Consider the following 26,234-nt stretch of genomic DNA (forward strand, 5'->3'; position numbering starts at 1 on the left):
TTTTCTATAGATTTTTCTATATACTATTGATTACAAATACTAAATATTGTAATATTATAGTATACCAATTAAATATTTTTAAAAATATCATAATAATTCTAAGGGAAGGTGATTTAAATGCTAAAAAAAGAAGGCATTGCTATGATTCTAGCTGGTGGACAAGGTACTAGGCTAAAAGCTTTAACAGAAAATAATGCTAAACCAGGAGTTCCATTTGGCGGTAAATATAGAATAATTGATTTTGCTTTAAGTAATTGTTCCAACTCAGGTATAGATACTATAGGTGTTTTAACTCAATATCAACCACACGTTTTAACAACACATATTGGTATAGGTACTCCTTGGGATTTAGATAGGAACAATGGTGGCGTAAGCGTCCTTCCTCCTCATATGAAGCAAGATGGCGGATATTGGTATATGGGAACAGCAGATGCTATTTACCAAAATATACAATATGTGGATACCTTTGATCCTGAATATATAATTATACTTTCTGGTGATCACATCTACAAAATGGATTATGCAAAAATGGTTAAATTTCATAAGGAAGAAGAAGCTGCAGCTACAATTGCTGTTATAGATGTTTCCATAGATGAAGCTAGCAGATTCGGAATTATGAATACAAATGAAGATGGTACAATTTACGAATTTGAAGAAAAACCTGAACATCCAAAAAGCACTAACGCTTCAATGGGTATTTATGTTTTTGATTGGAAACTTCTTAGAAAATATTTAATTGATGATGCAAAAGATAAAAACTCTAATCATGATTTTGGTCAAAATATAATTCCAAAATTCTTATCAAATGGCCTTAAGTTGATGGCTTACCCATTCTCTGGCTATTGGAAAGATGTTGGAACAATTGATAGTTACTGGCAAGCTAATATGGACTTACTAGACCCAAATAATGAACTAAATATTCATGATAAAAAATGGACAATATATTCTGTAAATCCCAACAAACCACCTCAATATATTGGAACAACTGCTAAGATAAAAAATTCTCTTTTAGTTGAAGGATGTACGGTTTTTGGTACAGTAAAAAATTCTATTCTTTTCCCTGGAGTTCATATTGGGAAAAACAGTATAATAGAAGACTCTGTAATAATGGCAAATTCTAAAATCGGTGATAATGTTATAGTAAGAAAAAGTATTATAGCTAACGATGTAACCATTAGAAAAAATTCAGTTGTAGGAAATGCTGATGAAATAACAGTTGTAGGTGAATATTCCGATGTTAAATCAAATTCAGTTGTAAAGTAAATCAAAATTGGAGGTGCCATTATGATAAATGATTACATGGGAATTATCAGTTTAATTGATGATGATTCTAATATTAAAAGTTTAACAAGAAATAGACAATTAGCTTCAATCCCTATTGCCGGAAGATATAGAATAATAGATTTCACATTATCAAATATGGTAAATTCAGGTGTTAGAAACATTGGGATTTTTACTAATAGTAATTCTAGGTCATTAATGGATCATTTAGGTTCAGGAAAAGATTGGGATTTAGATAGAAGAAGAAATGGTTTATTTATATTTAATACTCATAATACCATTTCAAACAGAAGCGATATTACTTTAATAAAAGATAATATTGAATACTTACATAGAAGTCACCAATCTCATGTTATTTATTCATATTCTAATATGATTTGTAATATTGATTATAAGAAAGCTATAGAATTTCATGAAAAATCTAAAAGTGATGTAACTCTTATTTCTAAAAACATCAAGAATGGTAAAATAAGTTTCCTAGGAAATCAAACCTTAAACTTAGATGAAAATAAAAAAGTTTTAAGTGTAGGAAATAATATAGGTAGTCAAGATGAACTTACAGTTTATGCTAATATGTTTATAATAAACAAAGAGGTTCTAATTTCTATACTATCTGAATGTATTTCAACAGGCTATTATACTACTGTTTCAGAATACATTAATGAAAATATTAATAAACTTTCTGTTAATGCTTTTGAACTTGATTGTTATTTAGAAAAAGTTGATTCTATTGAAAACTATTATAAAATCAATATGGATATGCTAAAAACAAAAACAAATAAAGAATTATTCTTTGCTGATAGAACTATTTATACAAAAGTTAAAGATGCTCCCCCTACTAAATATACTGATATTTCCTCAGTAAACAACTCTATGGTGGCAAATGGGTGTATTATTGACGGTTATGTAGAGAATAGTATAGTTTCTAGACGTGTTATTATTGAAAAAGGTGCTGTAGTAAAAAATTCAATAATAATGCAAAACTGTATCATCAAAGAAAATGCACGTTTAGAAAATGTTATATTAGATAAGAATGTTATATTAGAAAAAGGGAAAGAATTAAAGGGTGATTCAGAAAATCCTGTAGTAATTGAAAAAAGGCATTATTATACTAGATAATGATGTTAAATATAAATAAAAAAGAGCCTAGGCTCTTTTTTATTACAAAAATTTATAATATCGATTTATTTTCTCTACTATACTATAATGATAATGGTTTACTTAAATTGAAAGGTGGCTTAATAAATGGATGACAGAAGTAAAGTTATATTATTACATGAAAAAAGATTACAAATGCAACAAGAAAAGATAAATAAAAAGAAAAATCTTGGTTTAATGCCTATAGCAATTGCATTATTAATTATTTTAGCTACTATAGGAAGTATTTATTTTTATTTTAAACCTTCCTCAACTATAATCTTAGATATCCCTCCAAGGATTCAGTTAAAAGTCAATAAATTTAATCGTGTAGTTTCTTTTGAACCACTTAGAGCTGACGGTAAAGAACTTGCAGATAACTTAGATTTAAACAATTCTATCCTAGAGGATGCTTTAAAAGAAATAATATTATCCTGTGAAAAAGAAACTTTAATATCAGAAGATTATTACTCTTTTCAAAAAGCTATAAATTTATTCATTTCAAGTGATAAAAACAACCTTATCAATGTAGATAATTTTAAAGAGTTTATGTTTTCTAAAAAACTCAAGCTTATAATTAATCAAAATGGATATGATTACAAATAAAAAGCCCACTAAAGTGGACTTTTTATTTGTATATAGGTATTTCAAAAATTGGCTGTGCATTTTTACAAGCTTCAATTAATGATTTAATATTCTTAATTTGTTTATAAGCCCATGCTACATCTGAAGAGTATTGATGCCAGCTCACATTCACATTATATCTCATTTCATATAAAGTGTTTTGATTGTACTTTGAACTATTAATATATCCACTGCCTATATATTCAGCTCCACCTAATATGGCATCTTCAATAGAAAACCATCCTTGAGTATAAGCATATTCAGAACCATATTTATTAGGGTTACTATCTGTTGCCTTTATGCCAAATAAATTGTAAGTTATTTTCTTTTCTACCTGCAATCCATTCACTTCAGAAACTTCTATTCCTTTTGCCAAAGAAGATGTTCCGTTTCCAGTTTCTAATAAACAATGTGATACTAAATATATTGGATTTATATTTTTTGCTAAAGCTGCATCTAAAAATGCTTGTCCTTTTCCTTCTAAAATACCTTTTCCTACTAACAACTTATTTAAATCATCCACTGTAACTCCATCCATATATCTTAAGTCCATAAAAATATATTTTCCATAATCATCCATGAAGTTATTAGGATTTATATAAAATTTTAAAATAGCTGCACTAGGTTTTATCCATGAAGAGCCTGTACTAGTAACTGGTGCTCCATTTGTTATTTGATTAGTAACCATTTCATCTAAAGTCTTACTATAATTATCTGTTTTTATTGTTTCGTTTGCTTTTTTATTTGAAATTATTGAAGAATCTAATACTTTTATATATCCTGAATAAAAATTATCATAATCCGTATATGTATTGTTATGTTGACCTTGATTATTTGCTTTTCTTACGTATACCATTACCTTGTATCTTCCTGATGATAACCCACTATTTTTAGTCAATGTATAAATAGAAGATCCTTTTATAGCACTACTATATCCGCTTGTAATTTCTGTATAATTTACATTTGAATATTTATATGTAACATCGTAAAAATCATTGGTATACTTATAAACAAAAACTCTATACTGTACATTGTCATTAGTATTTGATGTGATTTTAAAATCAATTTTTGAATTATTAATCAAAGTATCTTGTTCCGTTTTAAAACTATTAATTGAAGGCAACTCTGAATAATTTGTGAAATCTTCAACGCTATTTTTTGTGATAAATTTCATTTTTACTGTTCCATCAAGGCTTGTCCCATCAATTGATTTTAAAGTTTCATCTATAACAACGTAATAGCTAGATGATGGAATATATCCATCTATAGGTGGATCTATGACAATAGTTTTGTTATCAGTAGCTAAGGTTATTGTAGCTGCAACTGATTTTCCACTCTCATCTATTACTTTTACGGTATTTGAATTTATACTATTCTTGTCCACTTCTGCACTAAGGGTTACTGTCCACGGTTTAGTTAAAGAAATATCACTTTTATCACCTATGCTATTTTCACTAATAGCTTTTTCACTTCCTAGTAAACCTATAAACACAATTGTTATGATAACTATTTTAACTATATTTAATTTACTTTTCAAATCTACACCCCCTATAAAGATTTTACCTTGTTTTCATCAAAAATTCAATAAATTTTTACAATTTTAATTTATTATTTTATTTTATTAAATTTTTAATTTAATGAATTACATTTTTTAATAAAATTATTAACTAATCTTCAATAGGTATTAAAATCCAAAAATAAAAGACCTACTATTTAAGCAGGTCTTTTGAAATACATTTTTATAAAATTATTCTAATTCATGAATAAACAATCCACTTCTTAGTTTAGGTTCAAACCAAGTAGATTTTGGTGGCATAACCTCATCTATATCTGCAATGCTCATTAAATCTTCAATGCTAGTAGGATACATAAGAAAAGCTACTTTCATTCCTTCATCTACTCTTTTTTCAAGCTCCTTTAATCCACGTATTCCACCAACAAAATCAATTCTTTTATCTTTTCTTGGATCTTGTATTCCTAAAATTGGTTTCAATAAATAATCCTGAAGAATAGATACATCCAATGATTTAACTAAATCATTTTTATTTATAAGATCTTCTTTTATTTTTAATTCATACCATTGTTGTTCCAAATACATACCAAAAGTTCCTCTTTTTATTAAAGCAATTGGTCCAGTTCCTTGGTATATATTTATACTAAATTTTTCCTCTATTTTTTTCAAAAACTGTTTTACTGATAACCCATTTAAATCCTCAACTATCCTATTATAATCCATAATATATAAATCTTTATGCGGAAAAGCTACTGATAGAAAATAATTAAACTCTTCATGTCCTTTAAAATTCACTTTATTATTTCTTCTAATAGTTGCCACTTTAGCTGCTGAAGCACATCTATGATGTCCATCTGCAATATATACTTCAGGTATATTTTCATAAAGCTTTATCAATTTATTTACTACTTCTTCATTTTCTATTCTCCAAACTATATGAGTTATTTCATCTTCGCTTTTAAAATTATACAAAGTTTCATTAGAATTTATCCACTGCTCCACTATTAAATTTATTTCTTCACTATTTTTATAAGTCAAGAAAATAGGACCAGTATTAGCATTGCAATAATCAACGTGATTAATTCTATCTATTTCTTTTTCTTCCCTAGTATGCTCGTGCTTTTTAATTTTATTATTGATATAATCATCTACAGAAGCACAAAACACTATTCCCGTTTGGACTCTTCCCTGCATAATTAAGCGATAAACATACAAACATTCTTTATTTTCTTTTACAAAAATACCTTTATCAATAAAATCATTAAGATTTTCTTTAGCTTTTTCATACACTATTTTATCATAAGGATTAGTATCCTGTCCCAAATCTATCTCTGCTTTATCTATATGAAGGAAAGAATAAGGATTGTTCTCAACCATTATTCTTGCTTCCTCACTACTCATAACGTCATAAGGCAATGCTGCAACTTTATCAGGAAATTCTTCACTTGGTCTTACAGCTTTAAATGCTTTTATACAAACCATAGTTTTAACTCCTTATACTTCTATTGCTTTAGCCCAGATTACATCATCCACACTATTAAATTTATCTAAATCTTCTTTACTAATTTTTTCATCTACATTTAAAATCATTAAAGCTTTTTCCCCTTTAGAATTTCTTCCAACTTGCATTGTAGCAACATTTATTCCACAAGTACCTACTAAAGTTCCCACTTTACCGATAACGCCTGGAACGTCTTTATTTTGAATAAAAATCATATTTTGACTTAGTTTAGCATCAACTTCATATTCACTAATCTCAACAATTTTACCTTCAGCATTTGTAGCAATTGCGCCTGATAAAGAAAACTCTTCCATGTTTTTATTAATTATTTTAATTCTAACTAGATTTGAATAGTTGTTATAGTATTCACTAAACTTTTTAACATTCATGCCTATGCCTGCTTGTTTTGCGCAGATTTGAGCATTGATATAATTAACTTTTTCTCCCATGATAGGCTGTAGTAGGCCTTTCAAGAAAGCTATATTTGCTAATTCTACATCTCCTTTTGCCACATCTCCCCAATAATTTATTTCTACAAATTTAACAGATTCTTTATTTATTTGGAAATATAATTTTCCTAAAGACTCCATTAAACTCAAATAAGGTTTAATGTGTTTAAACTCATCTCTATCCATACCTGGTAGATTAACCGCTGTTGCTACTATTTTACCTTGAAGTCCATTTCTTATTTGTAATGCAATTGTTAATCCTACATTTTTTTGAGCATCCAGTGTATTTGCTCCAATATGAGGTGTTAAAACTATATTATCTAGTTCATTTAAAGGAGATTCTCCTCTAGGCTCTTTTTCATGTACATCTAGTCCTGCACTAGCTATTTTACCGTTCTTTAAAGCATAATATAAAGCTTCTTCATCTATAAGCTTACCTCTTGCAGCATTAGTAAGTCTAGCTGTAGGTTTCATTAATTCAAATTCTCTATAACTTATCATATTTATAGTTTCTTCTGTCTTAGGAGTATGAATTGTTATAAAGTCTGATTCTACTAATAATTCTTCAAGAGTATTTTTTTTCTCAGCATCATATCTTTTAAATCTATCATCTGCAATATATGGATCGTAGGCTATTATATTCATTCCAAAAGCTTTCATTCTTTTTGCCATAAAAGCGCCTATTCTCCCCAGTCCAATTATTCCTAATGTTTTATTATATAGTTCTGTTCCTTCAAAGGTATTTCTACTCCAATTACCTTCTTTTAAATGTTTATCAGCATAAGGTATATCTCTTGCTTGAGCAAGCATAAGACCAATAGCTATTTCACAAGCAGATATAGTATTACTATCTGGTGTGTTAGCTACAATAATCCCTCTTTTAGTTGCCTCTGGTACATTTATATTATCAATACCATTTCCCGCTCTACCAATTATTTTAAGATTTTTGCCTGCATCCATTATTTCTCCATCAACTTTGGTTTCACTTCTAACTACAAGAGCACTATAATCACCAATTTTCTTTAACAATTCCTCTCTTTTCATGCCTATACAAATATCTACATCAAAGTCCTTTTGTAGTAATTCAATCCCAGTATCGTCTATTTTTTCTGCAATTATTATTCTTTCTTTCATTAATAAAATCCCCCTTATATTTAGTGTACAATTCATAGTGCATAGTTTACATACTTTCTATAAGCATTGTTTTAAAGCAGCTACCGTTCTTTCTATCATTTCTTCAGTCACATACCCCATATGTCCTATTCTAATCATTTTACCTTTTAAATGAGCCTGCCCACCGGCTATCACTATATTAAATTCTTTTTCCATTCTTGATTTTATAGCTGCCGCTCTTCCTTCTTGTTCTATTGTATAAGCAGTTAAATTATTTGATAAACAATTTGCATTTGTAAATATTTCTAAGCCCATTGTCTTTGTTTCTTTTCTTAATTTTTCAGCCAATAATTCATGTCTTTTAAATACATTACTTAATCCCTCTTCTTCAATCATCTTAAGTGCTTCATTAGTTCCTAAAATGAGAGAAACTGCTGGTGTATATGGTGTTTGAGGATTTTTGTTTTCTAATACTTTTCTTGCTTTTTTATAGTCCCAATAAAATTTTGGTAGATTGGATTTATTAGCACTTTCCCATCCCTTTTCTGACACTGCTACAAAAGCAAGTCCCGGAGGTGCCATTAAAGCCTTTTGTGATGCTGTAATCAAAACATCAATATTCCAATTATCCATTTGAATGTCTAATCCACCTAATCCGCTAACAGAATCAACTATAAATAAAGCTTCTTCCTCTTTCATAAATTCCCCAATTTCTTTTATTGGATTAACAATTGCTGTGGATGTTTCATTATGAGTTACTATAAGTCCCTTATACTCATTTTCATTAAACTTTTCTTTTATTTGTTCTACAGTAACACAATTGCCCCAAGGTATATTGATAGTATCCACTTTCAACTTAAAAATTCTACCAATTTCAGCAAACCTTTCTCCAAAAACTCCTGTACAAACAACTAAAATTCTATCTTCTTCTGAAAACATATTTACAATTGCACTTTCTAATCCACCTGTCCCCGCAGCTGGAAAAGTTAATACTGAATTTTGTGTTTGAAAAACATACTTTAATCTTTCTGAAAACTCACCAAATATTTCACTGAACTCTTTTGTTCTATGATGAATTACTGGCTCAGCCATTTTTCTCAATACTCTCTCCGGTACCGTAGTTGGACCCGGTGTCATTAATATTTTTTCCATTTTAGAAGTCCCCTTTCCCTAATATAATTATAAAATTATCTACAATTTATTTTACTATACAAAAAAAGCCTCCTTGATTTCTCAAGGACGCTTGTATTTTCACGTGGTACCACCTTAGTTCACTGATAAACAGTCTCAAAGTATAACGGACTTCCCGTTGTAAGTTTTCACCCCTACACAGCTCCAGGTCGGATTCAATAAATTTCTATGCTAATTCACACCATCCATTAGCTCTCTTTGATAAAAAACCTTATTTACTACTACCCTTTTTAGCTTTTATTTTAGGTATAATTATAATGAATAGTTTATAATAATGCAAGTAATTTTTATATGAACTTTAATAAATATTTTGCCTTTTGTATAAATTATACTATAATATACTTAAATGAATTCTAAAATTGAAGAAAATACATAATATTTCAGTTTTTAATTCTCAATTAAAAGAAGGGTGGTTATATAATGCAATTAGGTTTTATCTTTTCCCTTATATTCGCAATAATTGTTACAATTTTTGCTCTACAAAATTCTGCGGCCGTAAATATAAATTTTTTATTTGCTAATGTTGAAGTATCTCAAGCCTTGGTAATATTTGTATCTGCTGTTTTTGGTGCCATAATTGTGGCTATTTTAGGCTTTTACCGTGGTGTTAAAATTAAAATGAGTTTAAAAAAATCTAACAAGCAATTAGTTACTCTTGAAGATGAAAAAACTTCTATTCAAAACGAAAAAACTTCTGTTGAAGAAGAAAATTCTTATTTGAAGAAAGAAGTAGATTCATTAAGAACTACTATATCTTCTCTTAAAAATCCTTCAATGGAAACAGAAGTTATTGAAAAAAACATAACTGAATCTTCAGTTGAGGAAGAAAACAACATAATAGAATAGCCTGGATCATTTTAATTCTAATTGATTTCTGCTTTATAAACGGGCGGGCATGGAAACCCGCCCCTACAATATTTTAAGGTGCAGAAAAAATCACTGAAAATATTCATCTATAAAATCAAACACCTCTTTTTCATATCTCACTTTATCCACATCTATAGAACAAGCATGAGCTGCTTTTTCAGCTAAATATAATTTCTTATTATTTTTCTTAGCTTTATACATATCCTGTCCCATAAAAGTAGGTACATATTTATCTTCAGTACCATGAATAAATAAAGTTGGTATATCTGAATTTCTTATATCTTCTATAGGTTTAACTTTTTTAATTTTAAACTTAGCTTTTCTTAATACTCTAATAGAAGTCAAATGTATTAAAGGTGTCAATAAAAAATGATAGTCTTCCTTCATTCTTATTTTTAGTAATTGGTATAAATCAGAATATCCACAGTCTGCTATGATAAAATCCACATATTTATTTATACTTGCGTATTGAAGTACCGTAGCCGCTCCCATGGACTCACCATGTAAACCAATTAACTGAGATTCCGGCACTCTTTCTTTTATCCAATTAACCCATAAATCTAAGTCAAATTTTTCATAATATCCATAGCTAGTGTAATCACCGTCGCTATCACCATGTCTTCTATGATCATATATTAAAACATTCCATCCTTTTTTCGTAAATATTTCAGCATATTTAATAGACGTACTATGACTTACGGTAATTCCATGTACTATTATTATTGTTTTATTGACTTTCTCATCTCCTTTTATAAAAAGTCCGTTTAATTTTAAATTGTCTTTAGTTGTTATAACCACTTCTTCTTTCTCCAAGGTATCATAATACTTCTTATCTATAAGTCCTTTAGATGCTTGAGACTCATAAAGTTCCAATGAATTCTTAACTTTCATTTTAACTAACTTATTAAAATAAAAAGTTACTGCCTTGTAAAGAAAAATAACAATGACTACAACCAATATTAATATTATTAAATTTTTCATAATGGTATCCCCCCTACTAATAAATTTACAACAAGTTTTCCACATTGTCCACAATTAGCCTGTGCATAACTTGTTAATTTATTGTTAATTAACTGTAGTTTATTTAAAAAGTTAAATTTTAACATGAATTTTATCCTAATATAACTGATTTTGTCGAACTTTTCTACCTATTTTTATCCACATTCTTAACAAACCTGTTGATAACTATATATGATAATTTATCCAAATGTTCTATACTAATTAATTATAATCCTATATTTTCACTTTATAATCACTACTATTCATTGTAATTTGAATTCATGTTATAATGATAAAAAGATTTACTAGGAGGTTTATTATGCGAGTTGGTATGGGGTATGATGTGCATAAATTAGTTTATGATAGAGATTTGATTCTAGGTGGAGTTACCATCCCCTATGAGAAAGGCTTATTAGGTCATTCTGACGCTGATGTTTTAATACATGCTATAATGGATAGTCTTCTAGGTGCTGCCGCATTAGGGGATATAGGAAGGCACTTTCCTGATACTGATAACTCACTTAAGGGGATTTCAAGCATTATTTTATTAGAAAAAGTAAGAGATATTTTAGCAAGTGCTAACTATGAAATAGTAAATATAGATGCTACAATTATTGCTCAAAAACCGAAAATGGCTTTATTTATCCCTGAAATGGTAAAAAATATGAGCAAAGCCTTGAATATATCTGAAAGTCAAGTAAATGTAAAAGCAACCACTGAAGAGGGGCTTGGCTTCACTGGCACAGGCCAAGGAATTTCTTGCCAAAGCATTTGTTTGCTAGAAAAAATTTCTTAACTAACTAATCAAATAAAAAATAACCCGAGTTTAGGGTTATTTTTTTGTTTGTAGCTATTATTTAAGAGATCCTAATTCATTAACGGTTTTCTGTAATGTTTCGTCAGTATTTTTTAAAGCTCTTTGATTAGCAGAATACTCTCTACTAACTTCAATCATTTTTACCATTTGAGTTGTTAAATCTAAATTAGATCCTTCTAAAGCTTTTTGTTTAATACTAGGATTTTGACTTTCTATTTCTTGTATTCCATCTGCTGTATATAAATTTTTACCCATTCTACTCAAACTTTGTGTATCTTCAAACTCAACTATATTAAACTTTATAGTTCCATTTTCAATATTTTGTATTGTTCCATCAGAAGAAACCACCATACTTTCATCACCTACATATATGTAGGAATCATTACCTGTAACAGTATTTTTGCCCATAACAGCATAACCATTATCTGTCACAAGTTTTCCATTCATATCAGTATGAAAATTTCCACTTCTAGTATAAGCATAATTCCCATCTGAAATTTCAACTTTAAAAAATGCTTCTTCTAGAATAGCAAAATCTGTGTCTATTCCAGTTTCCAATATTGTTCCTTTATCTGAATTTTCATAAACAGTATTTGTTTCTATTCCAGGATTTATAGAGCCTACATCTTCATGTGTTAATCTATTTCTCACGTTCATTGCTTCTACTGATTTAGCTGTAACTAATTGCTCTTTAAAAGCAACAGTATCACTATTAGCAATATTATTGGCAACAATATCTTGTTTTAATTGTAAATGTTTCATTGCGGATGCCGATGTTTCCATTCCTCTTATCATTTACTTTCCACCTCACTATTATCAAATATTCTAACTTCATCTGGATATACCATGCCCATATCCCTTGCTTTTTTCTCAATATAGCTTTCACTGGTGTTTGGGCTAAAGGGGATAAGTATCAAACAAGTTATTATTATACCTAGTCCTAGTCCTATAATAAAAGTGGGAGTAATTATTTTTGTAAATCCTTTTGTATACTTTTTAATAATAACACCTCCCCTTTACCTATAGATAATTCAGACGCTATATCTTCCACACTTTTTCCTAAATCATCTAATATTTTAACCTTTTCATTTATAGAACTATTATCAAAATTCTTTTTTGTGGTTTCACTTGCATCTTTTGTTTTAGTTGTTCTTGTAGTTTTTGTGGTTCTTGGTTTTTTTGTACTTCCTGTACTTTTAATAGCATTTAATTTTTCATGGCTACTTTTTAACTGTTTTTCATCTTTAGCCTCTTCTATTTTATTTACTGTAATATCATCCAAAGCTTTATCTTGGCTATTTTCTTTAATTTCCATTAAACTTTCTTTTTTCTCAATTTCCTTTTCTTTACTTTCTATCGCTTTTTCTTTTCTAACTATAGATTTTTCCTTTCGCAAAAGGGTTTTTTCCATATCAATTAAACGTTTTTCTTTTTCATCTAAAGTGGATAAAGAATTTAACATTGTTTCTATATTATCTAATTTTTCATTAATAATTTCATTATAAACATGTAAATTATCTTCTTCAACTGTTTTTACTTGGGTATTTAATAAAAATTTTTCAGATTCTCTATTATCTTCTTTCATCTGCTGACGGAAAATTTCATTAAACTCTTTTTTATCTTCTAATAATTCCTCAACTATTTCATTATATTCCTTCTCAGATAATAATTCTTTATCTTCCAAAAGTTCTTCCTCTTGAATCATAAATAAATTTTTATCTTTTTCTAAAATATTATTTTCTAAGATATCTTTTTTATTGCTTTTTATGTATAAAATTACACCTCCTACAAAAATCAAAATTCCTATAGCTAATAATATATACACCATTTTTTATTCCTCTGTTTCATTTAATTTTATCTTAAATATTGTTCTAACTTTTTCAATGCCTTACCGTGAATTTGAGATATCCTAGAAATAGATACCTCCATTATATAAGCTATTTCTTTTAAAGATAATTCTTCTGTATAAATCAAATTAAGAATAATTCTTTCTCTTTCATTTAATTTATCCAAAGCTTTTATAAGAAGTTTGCTATTTTCATTTTTTAACAGTTCATCCTCTGGAGATTTAATATTTTTATCAATTAATAAATCTTTTAAACAACTTTCATTGTCTTCATCTATTGCAGAATTTTGCTCCAAATAATAGTTTGCAATATTCTGAGCAGAATCCTTTATTTTAAATAATTCTTCTAAATCAATACCTAAAAATTTAGCAACTTCTTTGTCTTCAGGTTCTCTTAATATTTTATTTCTTAAATCATCCACAGCATTATTATACTCATTGAGTTTCTTAACTTTTCCTCTAGATAAATTAGACTGTTTACGTATTTCGTCTATCATTGCCCCTTTAATTCTCAAAGATGCAAAAGCGGCAAATACCACGTTTTTATCTTCGTCATATTTATCCACAGCTTCCATTAATCCAATAACTCCTACGCTATATAGATCCTCTTTTGTAAGGCTCATATTACTATTTAATTTTATACCTTTTGAAATCTTATGTACCAAAGGAAGATGTTCTATTATCATTTCTTCCCTTTTATTATTCTTAAGTTCATAATTATTTTTCAATAGAATCACCAATTTTCCTTTAAAATAATATTTCAAAGTATAATTTTTATATTCATGTTTATAAAAGTACTTTTATCTAAAAACCCTCATCATTCTACTAACAACTTGTTGCATAGTTGTTTTTTCTGCATTTGAATATTTTTGTCCTAACAATTTATCAACTATACTACTTATATTTTTACTAGCAGTACAATTAGGATGCAATTCAATAAAAGGGGTTTGCTCCATAACAGAATCTTTTACTTTAGAATCTTCAACTACATACCCTAGTTTGTTTAAATGTATTCCTAAAAAGCTTAAAGCTGCTTTTTCTAATCTATTAAAAATAGCATCAGCATTTCTTTGATCTCTTGTTTTATTTATAACCACTTTTATAGAATCTTTTATACTCATTTTTGCAACCATCTTAATTAAACTATAAGCATCTGTAAGTGATGTAGGCTCTGGAGTAGTTACTAATATCATTTCCTGGGAAAAAGAAATAAAAGATAAAAGATTTCTTGAAACACCAGCACTAGTATCTATTAAAATAATATCAATATCCTTAAGTTGCAGCATGCCCTCAATTAATGCATTTTGCCTTTCCTCACTAACTTCTGTCATTTCAAAAAATCCACTTCCACCAGAAATTATTTTAACTCCACTTTCACTTTCAATTACAACTTCTCTTAAAGGAACTCCTTTATAAATAACATCATGCAAAGTCTTTTTAGGTACTATTCCAAATAATACATTTACATTAGCCATGCCATAGTCGCCATCAATAATAAGAACCTTACGCCCTCTTCTTTGCATTTCAACAGCTAGATTAACTGTAAAATTACTTTTTCCCACTCCACCTTTCCCAGATGTTATGGTGTAAACTAAAACATTGTTATTATTAACACTTTCCTCTTTATGTTTTACTTCATTATTTTTAGTAGAAATCATTTTTCTTAAATTTTGTGCCTGATCCATCATGATCTTATCTCTCCCCAAATATAGTAGAAAAGTTTATCTATACTAGCTGTTTCAATATCATCAGGAACATTTTGACCTGTGCATAAATATGATATCGGTTTATCAATATATTTTGCAATATTTATTATATTTCCATAGCCTGAACTCTCATCTAATTTTGTTAATATATATTTATCATACCCTATTTGCTCATAACTGTCTGCGATGCCCTTTATATCTTTAAATTTTGTAGTTAAACTAAGTACCAAATATACACTTTTTTCTTTTATTTCGTCCATATATTCTTTTATTTCATTTATTTGATCATCATTTTTAAAACTACGTCCTGTAGAATCAATTAAAATCAAATCGTATTTATTAAACTTTTGAATTGCTTTTTTCATATCTTCTTTTTTCACTACAACTTCTAAAGGAATATTTAATATATCAGCATAAGTTTTTAACTGCTCAACTGCACCTATTCTATAAGTGTCTAATGTAATTAACGCCACTTTTTTATTATTAACCAATGATTCTTTCGCCGCTATTTTAGCTATAGTAGTTGTTTTTCCTACCCCTGTTGGTCCTATAAAAGATATAATTTTATTATCTATATTTTCATTTATAACTACATTGTTTTTTACTTCTTCCCATAAAAATTCATTTAAAACAAATTTATTAATATTTGCTTTTTCTAATTTATGCTCATTACAATATTCAATAAACTCTTTTTGAATTTCTTTACTAAGATCACTTAATTCAAGTAAATCTTCTATTTCATTCCCTGATTCTTTTTTCTCATACTTATTTTTTGATTCTTTAGATTTTGATATTTCTTCTTCATCGACTGCAGCAATTACTTCTCTTTTCTTTTTTTTCATAAAACCTAATGGCCCTTTATTTTTTATATAGTGGTCACTTATAATTACTGCTTTATCTCCTAGGTCCATTCTTATTCTAATCATAGCTTCTTGCATATTGCTTACCACATATTTTTTAACTATCATCTAGTTTCACCATCCCAACTGCTTCTATATCGATATAATTAGGTATTTCATTTAAAGATATTACCGCTACTTTTGGAAAAGCAATTTCTATCATTCTCTTAAAAGCCGGTCTAATTTTTGGTGCCGCTAAAATTACCCCCTCTTTTCCTTGCATAGCTAAGTTTTCTATATTTGAATGAATTTTTTGAAGTATTTTTGTATTTATATTAGGATCAATAGCTGGAAAAGATCCTTGTATAGATTTCTGCACATTATCAGATAATAATTTTTCTAATTGTGGGTGTAATGTAATTACATTTAATTTTTTATCTCCATCTAAATAATCCAGAACAATACTTCTACCTAATTTATATCTTACATACTCAGTAAGTAATTCCACATCTTTTGTATTAATAGCATAATCAGCCAAAGTTTCTAATATAGTTACCATATCCCTTACTGATACTTTTTCTCTTAATAAATTTTGTAATATCTTTTGAACTTCCCCTAAGCTTAATAGCTCTGGAATCAATTCTTCCACTACTGCACTATTTTCTTCTTTAACACTATCCACTAATTCCTTAACATCTTGTCTTGTTATTAGCTCATGACTATTTTGCTTTATAATTTCTTTTAAATGTGTTATTAGTACAGTGGTTGGATCTACTACTGTATATCCCTTCATTTCCGCTAAATCTTGTTCAGATTTTTCCACCCATACCGCAGGTAGTCCAAAAGCTGGTTCCACTGTAGGTATTCCTTGTATATCAATGGAATCACTGCCTGGATCCATAACTAAAAGCCTATTATGGACTATAGTTCCTCTTGCTACATCATTTCCTCTAATTTTAATAAGATATTCATTATGAGAAAGCATTAAATTATCTCTTATTCTAATAGGTCTTATTACAATACCCATCTCATTTGCAATTTGTCTTCTCATAGCAGAAATCCTTTGTACTAAATCTCCTCCAGCTTCTTTATCAACTAAAGGTATCAAATCGTAGGAAATTTCTATCTCTAATGATTCTAATCCATCCACTTTTACTTCTGATGGAGGGGCTTCTTCTGTTTCATTTTCTTGTATTCGCTCTTCAATCTCTTTTGGCCCATTCTTTTGATCTTGATATAATAAATAAGCTATTCCAGCTGTTATTATTGCCATCACGTAGAAAGGGAACGCTGGGAACCCTGGTACAGTTCCTATAGCTAAAAGTAGTCCTGAAACAATGGCGATTACCTTCCACATTGCAAATAATTGTTTAGTTAATTCCGATCCAAAACTAGACTTAGAATTTGAACGTGTAATTAAAATACCTGTAGCAATAGATATTAATAAAGCTGGAACTTGACCTACTAACCCGTCACCAATGGTTAATAAACCAAATTGAGCTACTGCCTCTGATACACTCATTCCCTTTTGTAGTGAAAATATAGCAATTCCACCTAGAAAGTTAATAATAACTATAACAATACCAGCAATAGCATCTCCCTTAACAAATTTACTAGCACCATCCATGGTTCCATAAAAATCTGCTTCTCTTTGAAGATCTTCTCTTCTTTTTTTAGCTTGAGCATCTGTAATAGTTCCTGCATTTAAGTCTGCATCAATACTCATTTGCTTACCTGGCATAGCATCAAGAGTAAATCTTGCTGCAACTTCAGCTACTCTTCCCGCACCATTAGTTATAACTATAAATTGTATAAGTACGATAATAAGAAATATAATTGCTCCTACTATATAATTATCCCCAGTAACAAAACTTCCAAAAGCCGTTATTACAGTTCCCGCTTCTCCTTGACTTAAAATAAGTCTAGTAGATGATACATTTAACCCCAGTCTAAACAAAGTGGTTACTAGTAACAATGTTGGGAATACAGAAAGTTCTAATATACTAGTTGTAAACATTGTTAGAATAAATATTATTAATGAAAATGTTATATTAAATACCAAAAGTATATCTAGTATTGCCGGTGGAAGGGGTATAATTATAATAGCTATAATTCCCATTACACCAAGAGCTGCTAGGGTATCCATATTATTTACTATTCTTTTGACTCCAGAAGAATTTTTATTCTCCAAAAAACTCACCTACACTCTTCTTCTTGATTTCGTAAAGTTTCTTTTCTTTTGTTCTAATTTATATATAAATGCTAAAATTTCTGCTAAAGCTCCATAAAATTCTGCAGGTATTTCTTGCCCAATCTTTACTCTTTTATATATTACTCTTGCTAAAGGTTTATTTTCGATTATTGGTATATCTTTAGCTTTGGCTATTTCTCTTATTTTAGCCGCTAAATTATCAGCTCCCTTAGCTAATAATTTTGGCGCATCATCTATGGACTCATCATATCTTATTGCTAAAGCAAGATGAGTAGGATTTGTAACAATCACTGAAGCTTTTTCCACATCAGCCATCATTCTGTTCATTGCTAATTGTCTTTGTTTTTGTTTTCTTTTTGATTTTATTAAAGGGTCACCCTCAATTTGTTTATATTCTTCTTTAACCTCATGCTTTGTCATTTTTAAACTTTTCTTAAAATCATATCTTTGGTATACATAATCCACTATTCCTACCATAACTAAAATTATAGCAAATTTCATAATAAATCCACCTAATAGTTGGCTTAAATATGTATAATAATTATTCACCGAGGTAAGAGAAATTTGTTGTATATCCACAATATTATCTTTAATAAAATTATAACAAATATAAGTAACTAGACCTAACTTAGCTAAGTTTTTCAAAAGCCCAAAAAATACTTTTTTTGAAAATAATCTTTTAAAACCTTCAATAGGATTTAATTTTTTAAAATCTGGTTTTAAAGGGTGAAAAGAATAATTAAATCTAGTTTGTGCTAAATTTATAACTATAGCTGAAATAAATAGCACGCCAAAAACCGGAATTATTATTTGTATTAAAACTAAAATTTGTGCTGTAAAAAAACTTCTCACACTACTAGATGTAAAATTCATCATATAATTCGTAGAGAGTCCTTGCCTTAAATAATTAGCTATGGTTTTAAAAATAGAGTTTCCTAGTCCACTAGCCACTAAAGCAAATATAAATAATTGAAGTGAAGAATTTAAATCTTGGCTTTTAGCAATTTGTCCTTTTTTCTTTGCATCTTGATATTTTTTAGGAGTAGGGTCTTCTGTTTTTTCATCTTCTACCAAAAATAGATTAGAAATTTTTCTAGTATTTATTGATATTTTATTTTCAAAGGAACCTGCAAAGCTGAATGCTGGTGGTTTCCTATAATAAAAAATAATAATCAGTATGATATGAACTATTAAAATATAAAAAGAAAGATTATTAATCATGTATTTCCCCTTAATTTCCTTTTGATAAGATTTCTATTATATTATTTAACTCAGACGGAATCATCTCCACCACTCCACCTATAAGATTAATTACAATAGGCAATATAGAGAAAAAAGTGAATAATCCTACTAAAACCTTTAAAGGAAGTCCCAGCATCAATACATTTAATTGAGGTACTGTTCTAGACATTATTCCTAAAACCAAATCCGAAATAACAAAAACTAAAATCATAGGTGCCGCTATTTGAACTGCTATGGTAAAACACTTCACTATTAATTGAAGTATAGCAACACCACTAAGCGCACTAATACTATAATTTCCTATATCAATAATTTTAAAACTATTTACTACTCCAATAATAAGATAATAATGTCCATTTAAAATAAAATATAAAATTACAGTAAGCCAAAAATATATCTGTCCATATATAGATAATTTATCTCCTGATGTAGGATCAAATATTGTAGAAGCTGAAAAACCTCCTTGAATATCAATAAATTGACCAGCCATTTGAGTACTCATAAAAACAATATTCACTGCAAATCCCATTGTTAATCCTACCGCCACCTCTTTTATCAATAATACTACAAATAGATCCATTCCCACTGATAAAGTTTTATCTATTTCAGCCACATTAATAAAAACTAAATAAGCTATTATAATACAAAAACCTATTTTGAAAGTGTTGGGAAGTCCTTTTATATTCAATAAAGGAGTGGTAATAAACATACTTGTAATTCTAACTAAAATAAGAAAAAAAACAGTGAAATTTAAAGTAATCATAGCCACCTACCTCAATACATTTGTTAAATTAACCATAGTTCTATTAAAAAATGCTATAAGTGTATTTAACATAAAATTCCCAAAAAAAATCAAAGACAAAAATACTGCAATTAATTTTGGAACAAAAGTTAATGTTTGATCTTGAATTTGAGTAGTTGCTTGAATAATGCTTATTATCAATCCTATCAACATTGAAACAATTAATACAGGCGCTGATACAATCATTATAGTAAAAAAAGCATCTCTCATTATATCTAATACCATGGCTTGACTCATATACTTCCTCCTAAATAAAACTTTCCACTAGTGATTTAACTACCAGATTCCATCCATCTACCATTACAAATAATAAAATTTTAAAAGGAAGAGAAATCATTACAGGAGATAACATAAACATACCCATGGACATCAAAATACTAGCAACCACCATATCCACAATAACAAAAGGAATAAAAAGCAAAAATCCTATTTGAAAAGCTGTTTTTAACTCACTTATAACAAAAGCAGGAACTAAAACAGTAAATCCAGTATCAATAGCTTGGTCTGGAACTTCTGTATCAGATAAATCTATAAACAAAGCCAAATCCTTTTCTCTTGTTTGTTTTAACATAAATTCCTTTATGGGTTTTGAACCTATTTCTATGGCTTCTTCTTGAGTAATTGTTTCTTCTAAATAAGGATTAACCGCATTATCCATAACATCATTGTAAACTGGTGCCATTATAAAAAATGTTAAAAACAATGCCAATCCAACTAAAATTTGATTAGGAGGACTTTGTTGAGTTCCTAATGCATTTCTCAAAAATGAAAATACCACAATTATTCTTGTAAAAGAAGTCATCAAGATAAGTATAGATGGTGCCAGCGTCAAAACAGTTAATAGAACCAATAATTTAATACTATCCATGGTTTCTACTGGGTTGGCCGCTTCTCCTATATCAATTCCAATCTGTGGAATAGGTATCGGTTCTGCAAAAGCCGATATCTTCATAAGAGTCATAAAAGCAATAAAAATAATACTAAAAATCCATACCTTTTTTCTCATTATTATTCTTTATCCTTCCTAAAAAAGTTGGAACTTTTATTTATAATATTTGCTAAATTTAAATTACTCATATCCAATTCTTTATTTAAATATTTTTCTTCTAATTCTTTAGGAAGTTTTTCAATTTTATTTACACTATTATCGCTTACTCCCATCAAAAATAGTTCTTCCCCAACTTTAACTATACAAATACTGCTTTTATTGGATAGCGAAAGTCTTTCAAGCATTTTTAAATTTTTATTTCCTAAAGGATTTATATATTTTTTACTAACTTTAGCACTAATAAATATTAATAAAAGCACTACAACAAGAGCTAGTAACATTTGCATAAAGGCCGCTAAAAAACTAAAATCACTTCCCAATATTTATCCTTCTTTCTATTGCATCATAAAATCCGTAAAATATACATTAGATACTATTGTTCCTCCTAGAAGCTCATTTAATGTATCTTTTATCTCAACTTTCAAATTTTCTGTTCCTTCTTCTAGCAAAAGTTCTTCTTTTGTTTTACTTCTTAAAGTTTGAATAAGAGAATCTCTTATTTTATCTTCATTATTATTAATTATTGCAGCATCATCCCCACTTAAACAACCTAACACTATAACTGTTCTTAAATAGCTATTTTTATCATCAGCTTTTAAGTTTACAATAAATTGTTTTAATGCAATCTGTTGTTCTACTACAACTTCTTCTTTATTCATTATATTGTTTGCAAACTCTGGATTTCTCAAAAAGAAAAATAAAGCTGCTGCAGCTATGACTAGAACTATTCCTAAAATAACTATAATCAATTTCCCTTTTTTCTTTTCTTTTTTTTCTTTCTTCTCTTTTTTTTCCGCCATTATTTAATCCCCACACTATTCCTCAATATTTTCTTCATTTAAATATTTAACAACAATATTAACTCTTCTATTTAATTGTCGATTTTCACTAGAATCATTACTAACCTTAGGTTTATATTCTCCATGTCCTACCGCACTTAATCGACTAGGATCTATGCCTTGTGTTTCCGAGAAATACCTTACCACTGTTATAGCTCTAGATGCTGATAATTCCCAATTACTTTTAAATTCATAAGTACTTATTGGTATATTATCTGTATGTCCTTCTACCATAATTTCATTAGGCATATTTTTTAATTTCTGCCCTAATGTATTTAATATACCCAGAGACTCTTCTCTTAAATCTGCTTTACCAGTCTCGAAAAATAGATAATCCTTTATATCTATTAAAATCCCCATACTGGTTATATTAACCTCTACACTTCCTTCTAATTCTTTTTCTGCTACATAAGCTTTAATTTCTTTACTAAGCTGTTCTATAGCTTCTTTATCCGTTACAACCTGATCATTTAATACTTCTTCTTCAATTCCATCAGGAGGTGACTCTTCTGTTAGAATATCATCTTCTCTATTTTCTGGATTGGTATCTTCTTGAATTACGGAAGCTCCACTATCCGTTAAAATACTTCTTAGTCCATTAGCAACATCTGTAAATTTGTTTTCATCCACACTAGAAATAGAATAAAGAAGTATAAAAAATGTTAACAACAATGTCATAAGGTCTGAAAAGGTGGTCATCCATAAAGGAGAGCCTCCACCTTCTGTTGATTTTTTCTTACGCATTTTCGTACTCCACCTTTGTTATGGAATCATCTTTTCTTTTAAGTCTTTCTTGCGGCGATAAGTATGTTCCTAATTTTTCTTCTATATTCATAGTACTCATTTTACTTTGAACAGATAAAACACCATCTATCATCATGGTTCTTAAATAAACTTCATCTGAAGACTTAACCTCTAGATTACTGGCTATTGGTAGCACAACCAAATTAGCAAATAAAGCTCCATAAAAAGTAGTTATTAAAGCTGTGGCCATACCTGTTCCTATGGCTGCTGCATCGGAAAGATTGGCAAGCATTCCTATAAGACCAATAATTGTTCCTAACATACCAAAAGCCGGTGCATATTCTCCCCATTTTTTAAAGAGTCTTTGTCCCTCTGTATGTCTTTCCTCTGCTGCATCAATTTCTAATTCTAAGATTTCCTTTATAAGTTCAACTTCCATGGCATCTATAACCATTAACAATCCTCTTTTTAAGAATTTATCTTGAATCTCTTCAACTTGCTCTTCTATAGAATTAAATCCATCTTTTTTTGCTTTTTTAGATAAATCTATAAATGTATCAATCAACTGTGATTTATCAGTATTTATTTCTGAAAAAGCTATTTTTAAAAGAGCTGGTATCTTTTTCACATTATCAAAAGGTTCCCCTATAAATAAAGCCATCATTGATCCACCTATGGTTATAAGAAATGAAGGTAAATCAATATATCCATTTATGCTTCCCGCCATCATTATGGATCCCACAATCAAAACAAAACCCATAACCAATCCTATCAATGTGGTCAAACTACGTTTCAAATATTCCACCCCTTTGGTTCTATGCAATTCACCTAGATGCTAAGTTTATTGGCTAAAATATGTTTTAATCATTGATAGAAGACTAAAAATCCTTTGTCTTCTATCAATGATTTTTTATTTTTCTTAACTTGCTATTTTATCTTTTTAAGCTCAATAATTCTTGTAACATTTCATCTGATGTTGTTATTGATCTTGAGTTTGCTTGATAAGCTCTACTTGTTATTATCATTTCTGTGAACTCATTAGCTAAATCTACGTTGGAAACTTCTAGTACCCCTTGATTAATTATACCAAAAGAGTTTTCACCAGCTTTTCCATACATAGGTTCCGCCGAGTTAGCAGTTTTTCCGTAAGTATTTGCCCCTTCTTTAGTTAAACCTTCTTGATTAGTAAATTTTGCTATCGCTATCCGACCCAGTTTATAACTGTTTTGATCACTTCCTATGGCTGTTATCAATCCTGAGCTATCTACATTGAACGTTTCTAGAGTAACTGCCGGAATAGCTGTAGTGGGAGGAGGGCCAGCTGACGCAGCTACCGCAGGGACAAGCTCTGTAGGTATTTTCAATTCTCTTAAATCGCCTTCAGATGTAGTACCATCGGCATCCAAGTCTTTGCTAATTCCATTAATATCAACTTCATACCCTAAAACTTTATTTCCCGAAGAATTCACAAGATTTCCATCAGAATCTTTATAAAAAGACCCATCTCTTGTATAACTTACAGTATTCGGAGCCCCTGTTGCTGCATTAATATTTGATGAAACTACAAAGAAACCCTCTCTCTCAATTGCAAAATCAAATTCTCTACCAGTTGGTTGTTGAACTCCATCTGAGGTCATTGTATCGATAGAGCTTACAGTTGTTCCAAGTCCTACTTGCTTTGGATTTTTTGCTCCTTTTCCACTGGTATCAGGTCCTAAGGCAGTAGACATTGTATTACTAAGCGTTTCTTGAAATTTAACTCTACTAGATTTAAAAGCTGTTGTATTAACATTGGCAATATTATTACCTATAACGTCCATTTTAACTTGATTACTTTTCATACCACTTACGCCTGAGTATAACGATCTTAACATTTTAAAAATCCCCCTTATTCATTTATAATTTCATTTATATTATCAATACTATATTCTTGTCCATTGCACGTAAAAGTTAATTCTCCGTTAAGATTTTTCACTTTTTCTATAATTCCTGTTTGTGATTGTCCCTCATATGTAACTTTAACTTCTTTTCCAATCAAAGATGTCCCTAATTGAACATTTTGTAGATTAATTAAAGTAAGCATATTCGTATTTAAATTATCCATTTGTTCCAAAGTTGAAAACTGAGCTAATTGAGCTATATATGCCGAATCATCCACAGATTCCATTGGGTCTTGATACTGTAACTGTGCTGATAATATCTTTAAAAATGCATCTTTACCTAGATTGTTAGTTGCATTCTGTTGAGATTGACTTCCTGTAGTAGTATAAGATGAACTATTTATACTTAACGAATCTATTGCCATTGTTTTCCTCCTACATTAGAATGTTAATATTTCCATTAACATTATTTTTTCTGTTTTTATTTCCATAGCTTTGATTATTTATTGTTTCAGTATAAAGTTTTTTTCTTGTATTTCCACTCACCTCATACTGATTTTGATTCTTACTCTGATTCTGGTTGAAATTCTTATTACTGTCTGCATTCGGATTTCCTTCATTACTATTTCCTTTATTGCCTTCTTGATTAAAAGAAAGATTTGATGAAATATTTTGCTTGGATTCTACATTAATTTGAGAAATCTTTATGTTTTTATTATCAAGTGTTTCCTGTATTAAATTCATATTTTTTTCAACTAATTGCTTAATTTCATTTGACTGTACTTGCAACTTAGCTACTATAATACCATCTTTTTTCTCTAATTGAATAAATAGTTCCCCTAGTTCTTGAGGTTTTAATTTTACTTTTATAATGGAGTTTTCATCATTTTTCATTATACTTGTTTTATTAACTATATTTTCAACAACTTCATCCAAATTTTTAATTTCTTGCGAATTGTTTATATTAGCTTTATGAGGAGAAATCTTTGTACTACTAGTTTCACTTATGCCAGTCAAATAATTTATTTGTTTATTATCTAGTGACTCTTTTGATTTATCATCTGTTTTTAATTCTTCCCCTTTTAAATCTACTCCTTTTATTGCCTCTTGTAAATTCTCTTTTAATTCTTCTATCGTATAATTGGTTGCTTCTAATTCCTTGATACCATTCTCGGTATTAGTGATTTGCATACTTGTATCTTGAAAATTGGTATTTCTTATATCTTTTATAGGTTCAAACCTTACATTTTCTATTCCTTTAACTGGTTGTTCTACACTTTTTAATTCTTTACTAAAAGCTTCTACTTCTTTTATTACTTCTTGGATTTTCTCTTTTAATTGTTCTATATTTTCTGGTTTTAATTGTTCTATATTTTCTGGTTTTAATTCCTTGTTTTCTGTGAAAACTTCTTCTATCGCATAATTGACTGATTCTAAGCTTTTGATACCATTTTTTATATTTGTTGTTTCTATATTTATATCTTGAAAATTGGTATTTCTTATAGCTCTTATAGCTTCGAACTTTTGATTTTCTATTGCTTTAACTGGTTGTTCTACACTTTTTAATTCTTTACTAAAAGCTTC

General features: G+C 28.9%; 27 protein-coding genes and 1 other annotated feature. Of the genes, 5 read left to right on the forward strand and 22 right to left on the reverse strand.

The annotated features are described in order from the left end of the window. Positions 1 to 117: 117 nt before the first annotated feature. The 3 genes from BUB83_RS18045 (at position 118) to BUB83_RS18055 (ending at position 3,024) form a co-directional block, all read left to right on the forward strand. The gene (locus BUB83_RS18045) at positions 118 to 1,263 is read left to right on the forward strand and encodes a glucose-1-phosphate adenylyltransferase (protein WP_073340452.1); all 1,146 of its coding nucleotides are present in this window, start codon (positions 118 to 120) and stop codon (positions 1,261 to 1,263) included. Between the two features lie 21 nt (positions 1,264 to 1,284). Beyond that, the gene (gene glgD / locus BUB83_RS18050) at positions 1,285 to 2,400 is read left to right on the forward strand and encodes a glucose-1-phosphate adenylyltransferase subunit GlgD (RefSeq protein WP_073340456.1); all 1,116 of its coding nucleotides are present in this window, start codon (positions 1,285 to 1,287) and stop codon (positions 2,398 to 2,400) included. A 126-nt stretch (positions 2,401 to 2,526) separates the two neighbouring features. Continuing rightward, complete coding sequence (locus BUB83_RS18055; protein ID WP_073340457.1) at positions 2,527 to 3,024, forward strand: anti-sigma-I factor RsgI family protein; 498 nt, start codon at positions 2,527 to 2,529, stop codon at positions 3,022 to 3,024. A 22-nt stretch (positions 3,025 to 3,046) separates the two neighbouring features. Here BUB83_RS18055 and BUB83_RS18060 read toward each other — a convergent pair whose 3' ends face one another. The 4 genes from BUB83_RS18060 to BUB83_RS18075 form a co-directional block, all read right to left on the reverse strand. Next, entirely contained in the window at positions 3,047 to 4,579 is a 1,533-nt protein-coding gene (locus BUB83_RS18060) for a glucosaminidase domain-containing protein (RefSeq protein WP_073340460.1), read from the reverse strand. Positions 4,580 to 4,789: 210 nt separating this feature from the next. After that, entirely contained in the window at positions 4,790 to 6,037 is a 1,248-nt protein-coding gene (locus BUB83_RS18065; protein ID WP_073340462.1) for a DUF1015 domain-containing protein, read from the reverse strand. Between the two features lie 12 nt (positions 6,038 to 6,049). Further along, a complete protein-coding gene (gene serA, locus BUB83_RS18070) occupies positions 6,050 to 7,639 on the reverse strand; it encodes a phosphoglycerate dehydrogenase (RefSeq protein ID WP_073340464.1) in 1,590 nt (529 codons plus the stop codon). A gap of 57 nt (positions 7,640 to 7,696) precedes the next feature. Beyond that, positions 7,697 to 8,770, reverse strand: coding sequence for a pyridoxal-phosphate-dependent aminotransferase family protein (locus BUB83_RS18075; RefSeq protein ID WP_073340467.1), 1,074 nt, complete (start codon positions 8,768 to 8,770; stop codon positions 7,697 to 7,699). A gap of 80 nt (positions 8,771 to 8,850) precedes the next feature. After that, positions 8,851 to 9,050 (reverse strand) — a binding site (T-box leader). Positions 9,051 to 9,229: 179 nt separating this feature from the next. Here BUB83_RS18075 and BUB83_RS18080 point away from each other — a divergent pair. Next, positions 9,230 to 9,655 carry a lipopolysaccharide assembly protein LapA domain-containing protein gene (locus BUB83_RS18080; protein WP_073340470.1) on the forward strand — a complete coding sequence of 142 codons (426 nt, stop codon included), beginning with the start codon at positions 9,230 to 9,232 and terminating at the stop codon, positions 9,653 to 9,655. 90 nt (positions 9,656 to 9,745) lie between these two features. Here the strand turns inward: BUB83_RS18080 and BUB83_RS18085 are convergent, their stop codons facing one another. Beyond that, positions 9,746 to 10,657: an alpha/beta hydrolase gene (locus BUB83_RS18085; protein WP_073340473.1), complete on the reverse strand. Its 912-nt coding sequence runs from the start codon at positions 10,655 to 10,657 to the stop codon at positions 9,746 to 9,748. Between the two features lie 337 nt (positions 10,658 to 10,994). On the opposite strand from BUB83_RS18085, the gene ispF reads away from it, so the two are divergent. Continuing rightward, positions 10,995 to 11,471 carry a 2-C-methyl-D-erythritol 2,4-cyclodiphosphate synthase gene (gene ispF, locus BUB83_RS18090; RefSeq protein WP_073340475.1) on the forward strand — a complete coding sequence of 159 codons (477 nt, stop codon included), beginning with the start codon at positions 10,995 to 10,997 and terminating at the stop codon, positions 11,469 to 11,471. A gap of 57 nt (positions 11,472 to 11,528) precedes the next feature. Here the strand turns inward: ispF and BUB83_RS18095 are convergent, their stop codons facing one another. The 17 genes from BUB83_RS18095 to BUB83_RS18175 all read right to left on the reverse strand — a co-directional run. Further along, positions 11,529 to 12,287, reverse strand: coding sequence for a flagellar hook-basal body complex protein (locus BUB83_RS18095; protein WP_073340478.1), 759 nt, complete (start codon positions 12,285 to 12,287; stop codon positions 11,529 to 11,531). Positions 12,288 to 12,459: 172 nt separating this feature from the next. Next, entirely contained in the window at positions 12,460 to 13,320 is an 861-nt protein-coding gene (locus BUB83_RS18100; protein ID WP_073340480.1) for a hypothetical protein, read from the reverse strand. A gap of 26 nt (positions 13,321 to 13,346) precedes the next feature. Next, positions 13,347 to 14,066 carry a sigma-70 family RNA polymerase sigma factor gene (locus tag BUB83_RS18105; RefSeq protein WP_084133669.1) on the reverse strand — a complete coding sequence of 240 codons (720 nt, stop codon included), beginning with the start codon at positions 14,064 to 14,066 and terminating at the stop codon, positions 13,347 to 13,349. Between the two features lie 72 nt (positions 14,067 to 14,138). Continuing rightward, complete coding sequence (locus BUB83_RS18110) at positions 14,139 to 15,026, reverse strand: MinD/ParA family protein (protein WP_073340483.1); 888 nt, start codon at positions 15,024 to 15,026, stop codon at positions 14,139 to 14,141. Continuing rightward, the gene (locus tag BUB83_RS18115) at positions 15,023 to 16,012 is read right to left on the reverse strand and encodes a flagellar biosynthesis protein FlhF (RefSeq protein ID WP_073340485.1); all 990 of its coding nucleotides are present in this window, start codon (positions 16,010 to 16,012) and stop codon (positions 15,023 to 15,025) included. The genes BUB83_RS18110 and BUB83_RS18115 overlap by 4 nt, the downstream gene beginning before the upstream one ends. Then, complete coding sequence (gene flhA / locus BUB83_RS18120; protein WP_242950710.1) at positions 16,002 to 18,029, reverse strand: flagellar biosynthesis protein FlhA; 2,028 nt, start codon at positions 18,027 to 18,029, stop codon at positions 16,002 to 16,004. Before flhA ends, BUB83_RS18115 begins: the two co-directional genes overlap by 11 nt. A gap of 54 nt (positions 18,030 to 18,083) precedes the next feature. Beyond that, a complete protein-coding gene (flhB, locus tag BUB83_RS18125) occupies positions 18,084 to 19,316 on the reverse strand; it encodes a flagellar biosynthesis protein FlhB (RefSeq protein WP_084133670.1) in 1,233 nt (410 codons plus the stop codon). A 10-nt stretch (positions 19,317 to 19,326) separates the two neighbouring features. Further along, positions 19,327 to 20,100, reverse strand: coding sequence for a flagellar biosynthetic protein FliR (locus BUB83_RS18130; protein WP_073340488.1), 774 nt, complete (start codon positions 20,098 to 20,100; stop codon positions 19,327 to 19,329). A gap of 6 nt (positions 20,101 to 20,106) precedes the next feature. Next, positions 20,107 to 20,376: a flagellar biosynthesis protein FliQ gene (gene fliQ / locus BUB83_RS18135; RefSeq protein ID WP_073340491.1), complete on the reverse strand. Its 270-nt coding sequence runs from the start codon at positions 20,374 to 20,376 to the stop codon at positions 20,107 to 20,109. Between the two features lie 10 nt (positions 20,377 to 20,386). Continuing rightward, positions 20,387 to 21,145: a flagellar type III secretion system pore protein FliP gene (gene fliP, locus BUB83_RS18140; protein ID WP_073340494.1), complete on the reverse strand. Its 759-nt coding sequence runs from the start codon at positions 21,143 to 21,145 to the stop codon at positions 20,387 to 20,389. Between the two features lie 2 nt (positions 21,146 to 21,147). Further along, entirely contained in the window at positions 21,148 to 21,507 is a 360-nt protein-coding gene (gene fliO / locus BUB83_RS18145; protein ID WP_073340497.1) for a flagellar biosynthetic protein FliO, read from the reverse strand. A gap of 15 nt (positions 21,508 to 21,522) precedes the next feature. Then, positions 21,523 to 21,987, reverse strand: coding sequence for a flagellar basal body-associated FliL family protein (locus BUB83_RS18150; protein ID WP_073340500.1), 465 nt, complete (start codon positions 21,985 to 21,987; stop codon positions 21,523 to 21,525). Between the two features lie 15 nt (positions 21,988 to 22,002). Further along, positions 22,003 to 22,770 (reverse strand): OmpA/MotB family protein, encoded by a 768-nt coding sequence (locus BUB83_RS18155; protein WP_073340502.1) that lies wholly within the window; start codon positions 22,768 to 22,770, stop codon positions 22,003 to 22,005. Further along, positions 22,763 to 23,566 carry a motility protein A gene (locus tag BUB83_RS18160; RefSeq protein WP_084133671.1) on the reverse strand — a complete coding sequence of 268 codons (804 nt, stop codon included), beginning with the start codon at positions 23,564 to 23,566 and terminating at the stop codon, positions 22,763 to 22,765. The genes BUB83_RS18155 and BUB83_RS18160 overlap by 8 nt, the downstream gene beginning before the upstream one ends. A gap of 136 nt (positions 23,567 to 23,702) precedes the next feature. Beyond that, a complete protein-coding gene (locus BUB83_RS18165; protein ID WP_073340505.1) occupies positions 23,703 to 24,644 on the reverse strand; it encodes a flagellar hook-basal body complex protein in 942 nt (313 codons plus the stop codon). Positions 24,645 to 24,658: 14 nt separating this feature from the next. Continuing rightward, complete coding sequence (locus tag BUB83_RS18170; RefSeq protein ID WP_073340508.1) at positions 24,659 to 25,075, reverse strand: flagellar hook capping FlgD N-terminal domain-containing protein; 417 nt, start codon at positions 25,073 to 25,075, stop codon at positions 24,659 to 24,661. Between the two features lie 10 nt (positions 25,076 to 25,085). Then, positions 25,086 to 26,234: flagellar hook-length control protein FliK (locus BUB83_RS18175; RefSeq protein ID WP_143160590.1), on the reverse strand; the 1,149-nt coding region annotated here is incomplete at its 5' end.

It is taken from the genome of Clostridium grantii DSM 8605 (assembly GCF_900129965.1).
GTDB lineage: Bacteria > Bacillota > Clostridia > Clostridiales > Clostridiaceae > Clostridium_AF > Clostridium_AF grantii.

Bases quoted from the DNA above. Each gene is read 5' to 3' on its own strand.
- BUB83_RS18045 (WP_073340452.1), top strand. From the start codon at position 118: ATGCTAAAAAAAGAAGGCATTGCTATGATTCTAGCTGGTGGACAAGGT.
- glgD (WP_073340456.1), top strand. From the start codon at position 1,285: ATGATAAATGATTACATGGGAATTATCAGTTTAATTGATGATGATTCT.
- BUB83_RS18055 (WP_073340457.1), top strand. From the start codon at position 2,527: ATGGATGACAGAAGTAAAGTTATATTATTACATGAAAAAAGATTACAA.
- BUB83_RS18065 (WP_073340462.1), bottom strand. From the start codon at position 6,037: ATGGTTTGTATAAAAGCATTTAAAGCTGTAAGACCAAGTGAAGAATTT.
- serA (WP_073340464.1), bottom strand. From the start codon at position 7,639: ATGAAAGAAAGAATAATAATTGCAGAAAAAATAGACGATACTGGGATT.
- BUB83_RS18075 (WP_073340467.1), bottom strand. From the start codon at position 8,770: ATGGAAAAAATATTAATGACACCGGGTCCAACTACGGTACCGGAGAGA.
- BUB83_RS18080 (WP_073340470.1), top strand. From the start codon at position 9,230: ATGCAATTAGGTTTTATCTTTTCCCTTATATTCGCAATAATTGTTACA.
- BUB83_RS18085 (WP_073340473.1), bottom strand. From the start codon at position 10,657: ATGAAAAATTTAATAATATTAATATTGGTTGTAGTCATTGTTATTTTT.
- ispF (WP_073340475.1), top strand. From the start codon at position 10,995: ATGCGAGTTGGTATGGGGTATGATGTGCATAAATTAGTTTATGATAGA.
- BUB83_RS18095 (WP_073340478.1), bottom strand. From the start codon at position 12,287: ATGATAAGAGGAATGGAAACATCGGCATCCGCAATGAAACATTTACAA.
- BUB83_RS18100 (WP_073340480.1), bottom strand. From the start codon at position 13,320: ATGGTGTATATATTATTAGCTATAGGAATTTTGATTTTTGTAGGAGGT.
- BUB83_RS18110 (WP_073340483.1), bottom strand. From the start codon at position 15,026: ATGATGGATCAGGCACAAAATTTAAGAAAAATGATTTCTACTAAAAAT.
- BUB83_RS18115 (WP_073340485.1), bottom strand. From the start codon at position 16,012: ATGATAGTTAAAAAATATGTGGTAAGCAATATGCAAGAAGCTATGATT.
- flhA (WP_242950710.1), bottom strand. From the start codon at position 18,029: ATGGATACCCTAGCAGCTCTTGGTGTAATGGGAATTATAGCTATTATA.
- flhB (WP_084133670.1), bottom strand. From the start codon at position 19,316: ATGATTAATAATCTTTCTTTTTATATTTTAATAGTTCATATCATACTG.
- BUB83_RS18130 (WP_073340488.1), bottom strand. From the start codon at position 20,100: ATGATTACTTTAAATTTCACTGTTTTTTTTCTTATTTTAGTTAGAATT.
- fliQ (WP_073340491.1), bottom strand. From the start codon at position 20,376: ATGAGTCAAGCCATGGTATTAGATATAATGAGAGATGCTTTTTTTACT.
- fliP (WP_073340494.1), bottom strand. From the start codon at position 21,145: ATGAGAAAAAAGGTATGGATTTTTAGTATTATTTTTATTGCTTTTATG.
- BUB83_RS18150 (WP_073340500.1), bottom strand. From the start codon at position 21,987: ATGGCGGAAAAAAAAGAGAAGAAAGAAAAAAAAGAAAAGAAAAAAGGG.
- BUB83_RS18155 (WP_073340502.1), bottom strand. From the start codon at position 22,770: ATGCGTAAGAAAAAATCAACAGAAGGTGGAGGCTCTCCTTTATGGATG.
- BUB83_RS18165 (WP_073340505.1), bottom strand. From the start codon at position 24,644: ATGTTAAGATCGTTATACTCAGGCGTAAGTGGTATGAAAAGTAATCAA.
- BUB83_RS18170 (WP_073340508.1), bottom strand. From the start codon at position 25,075: ATGGCAATAGATTCGTTAAGTATAAATAGTTCATCTTATACTACTACA.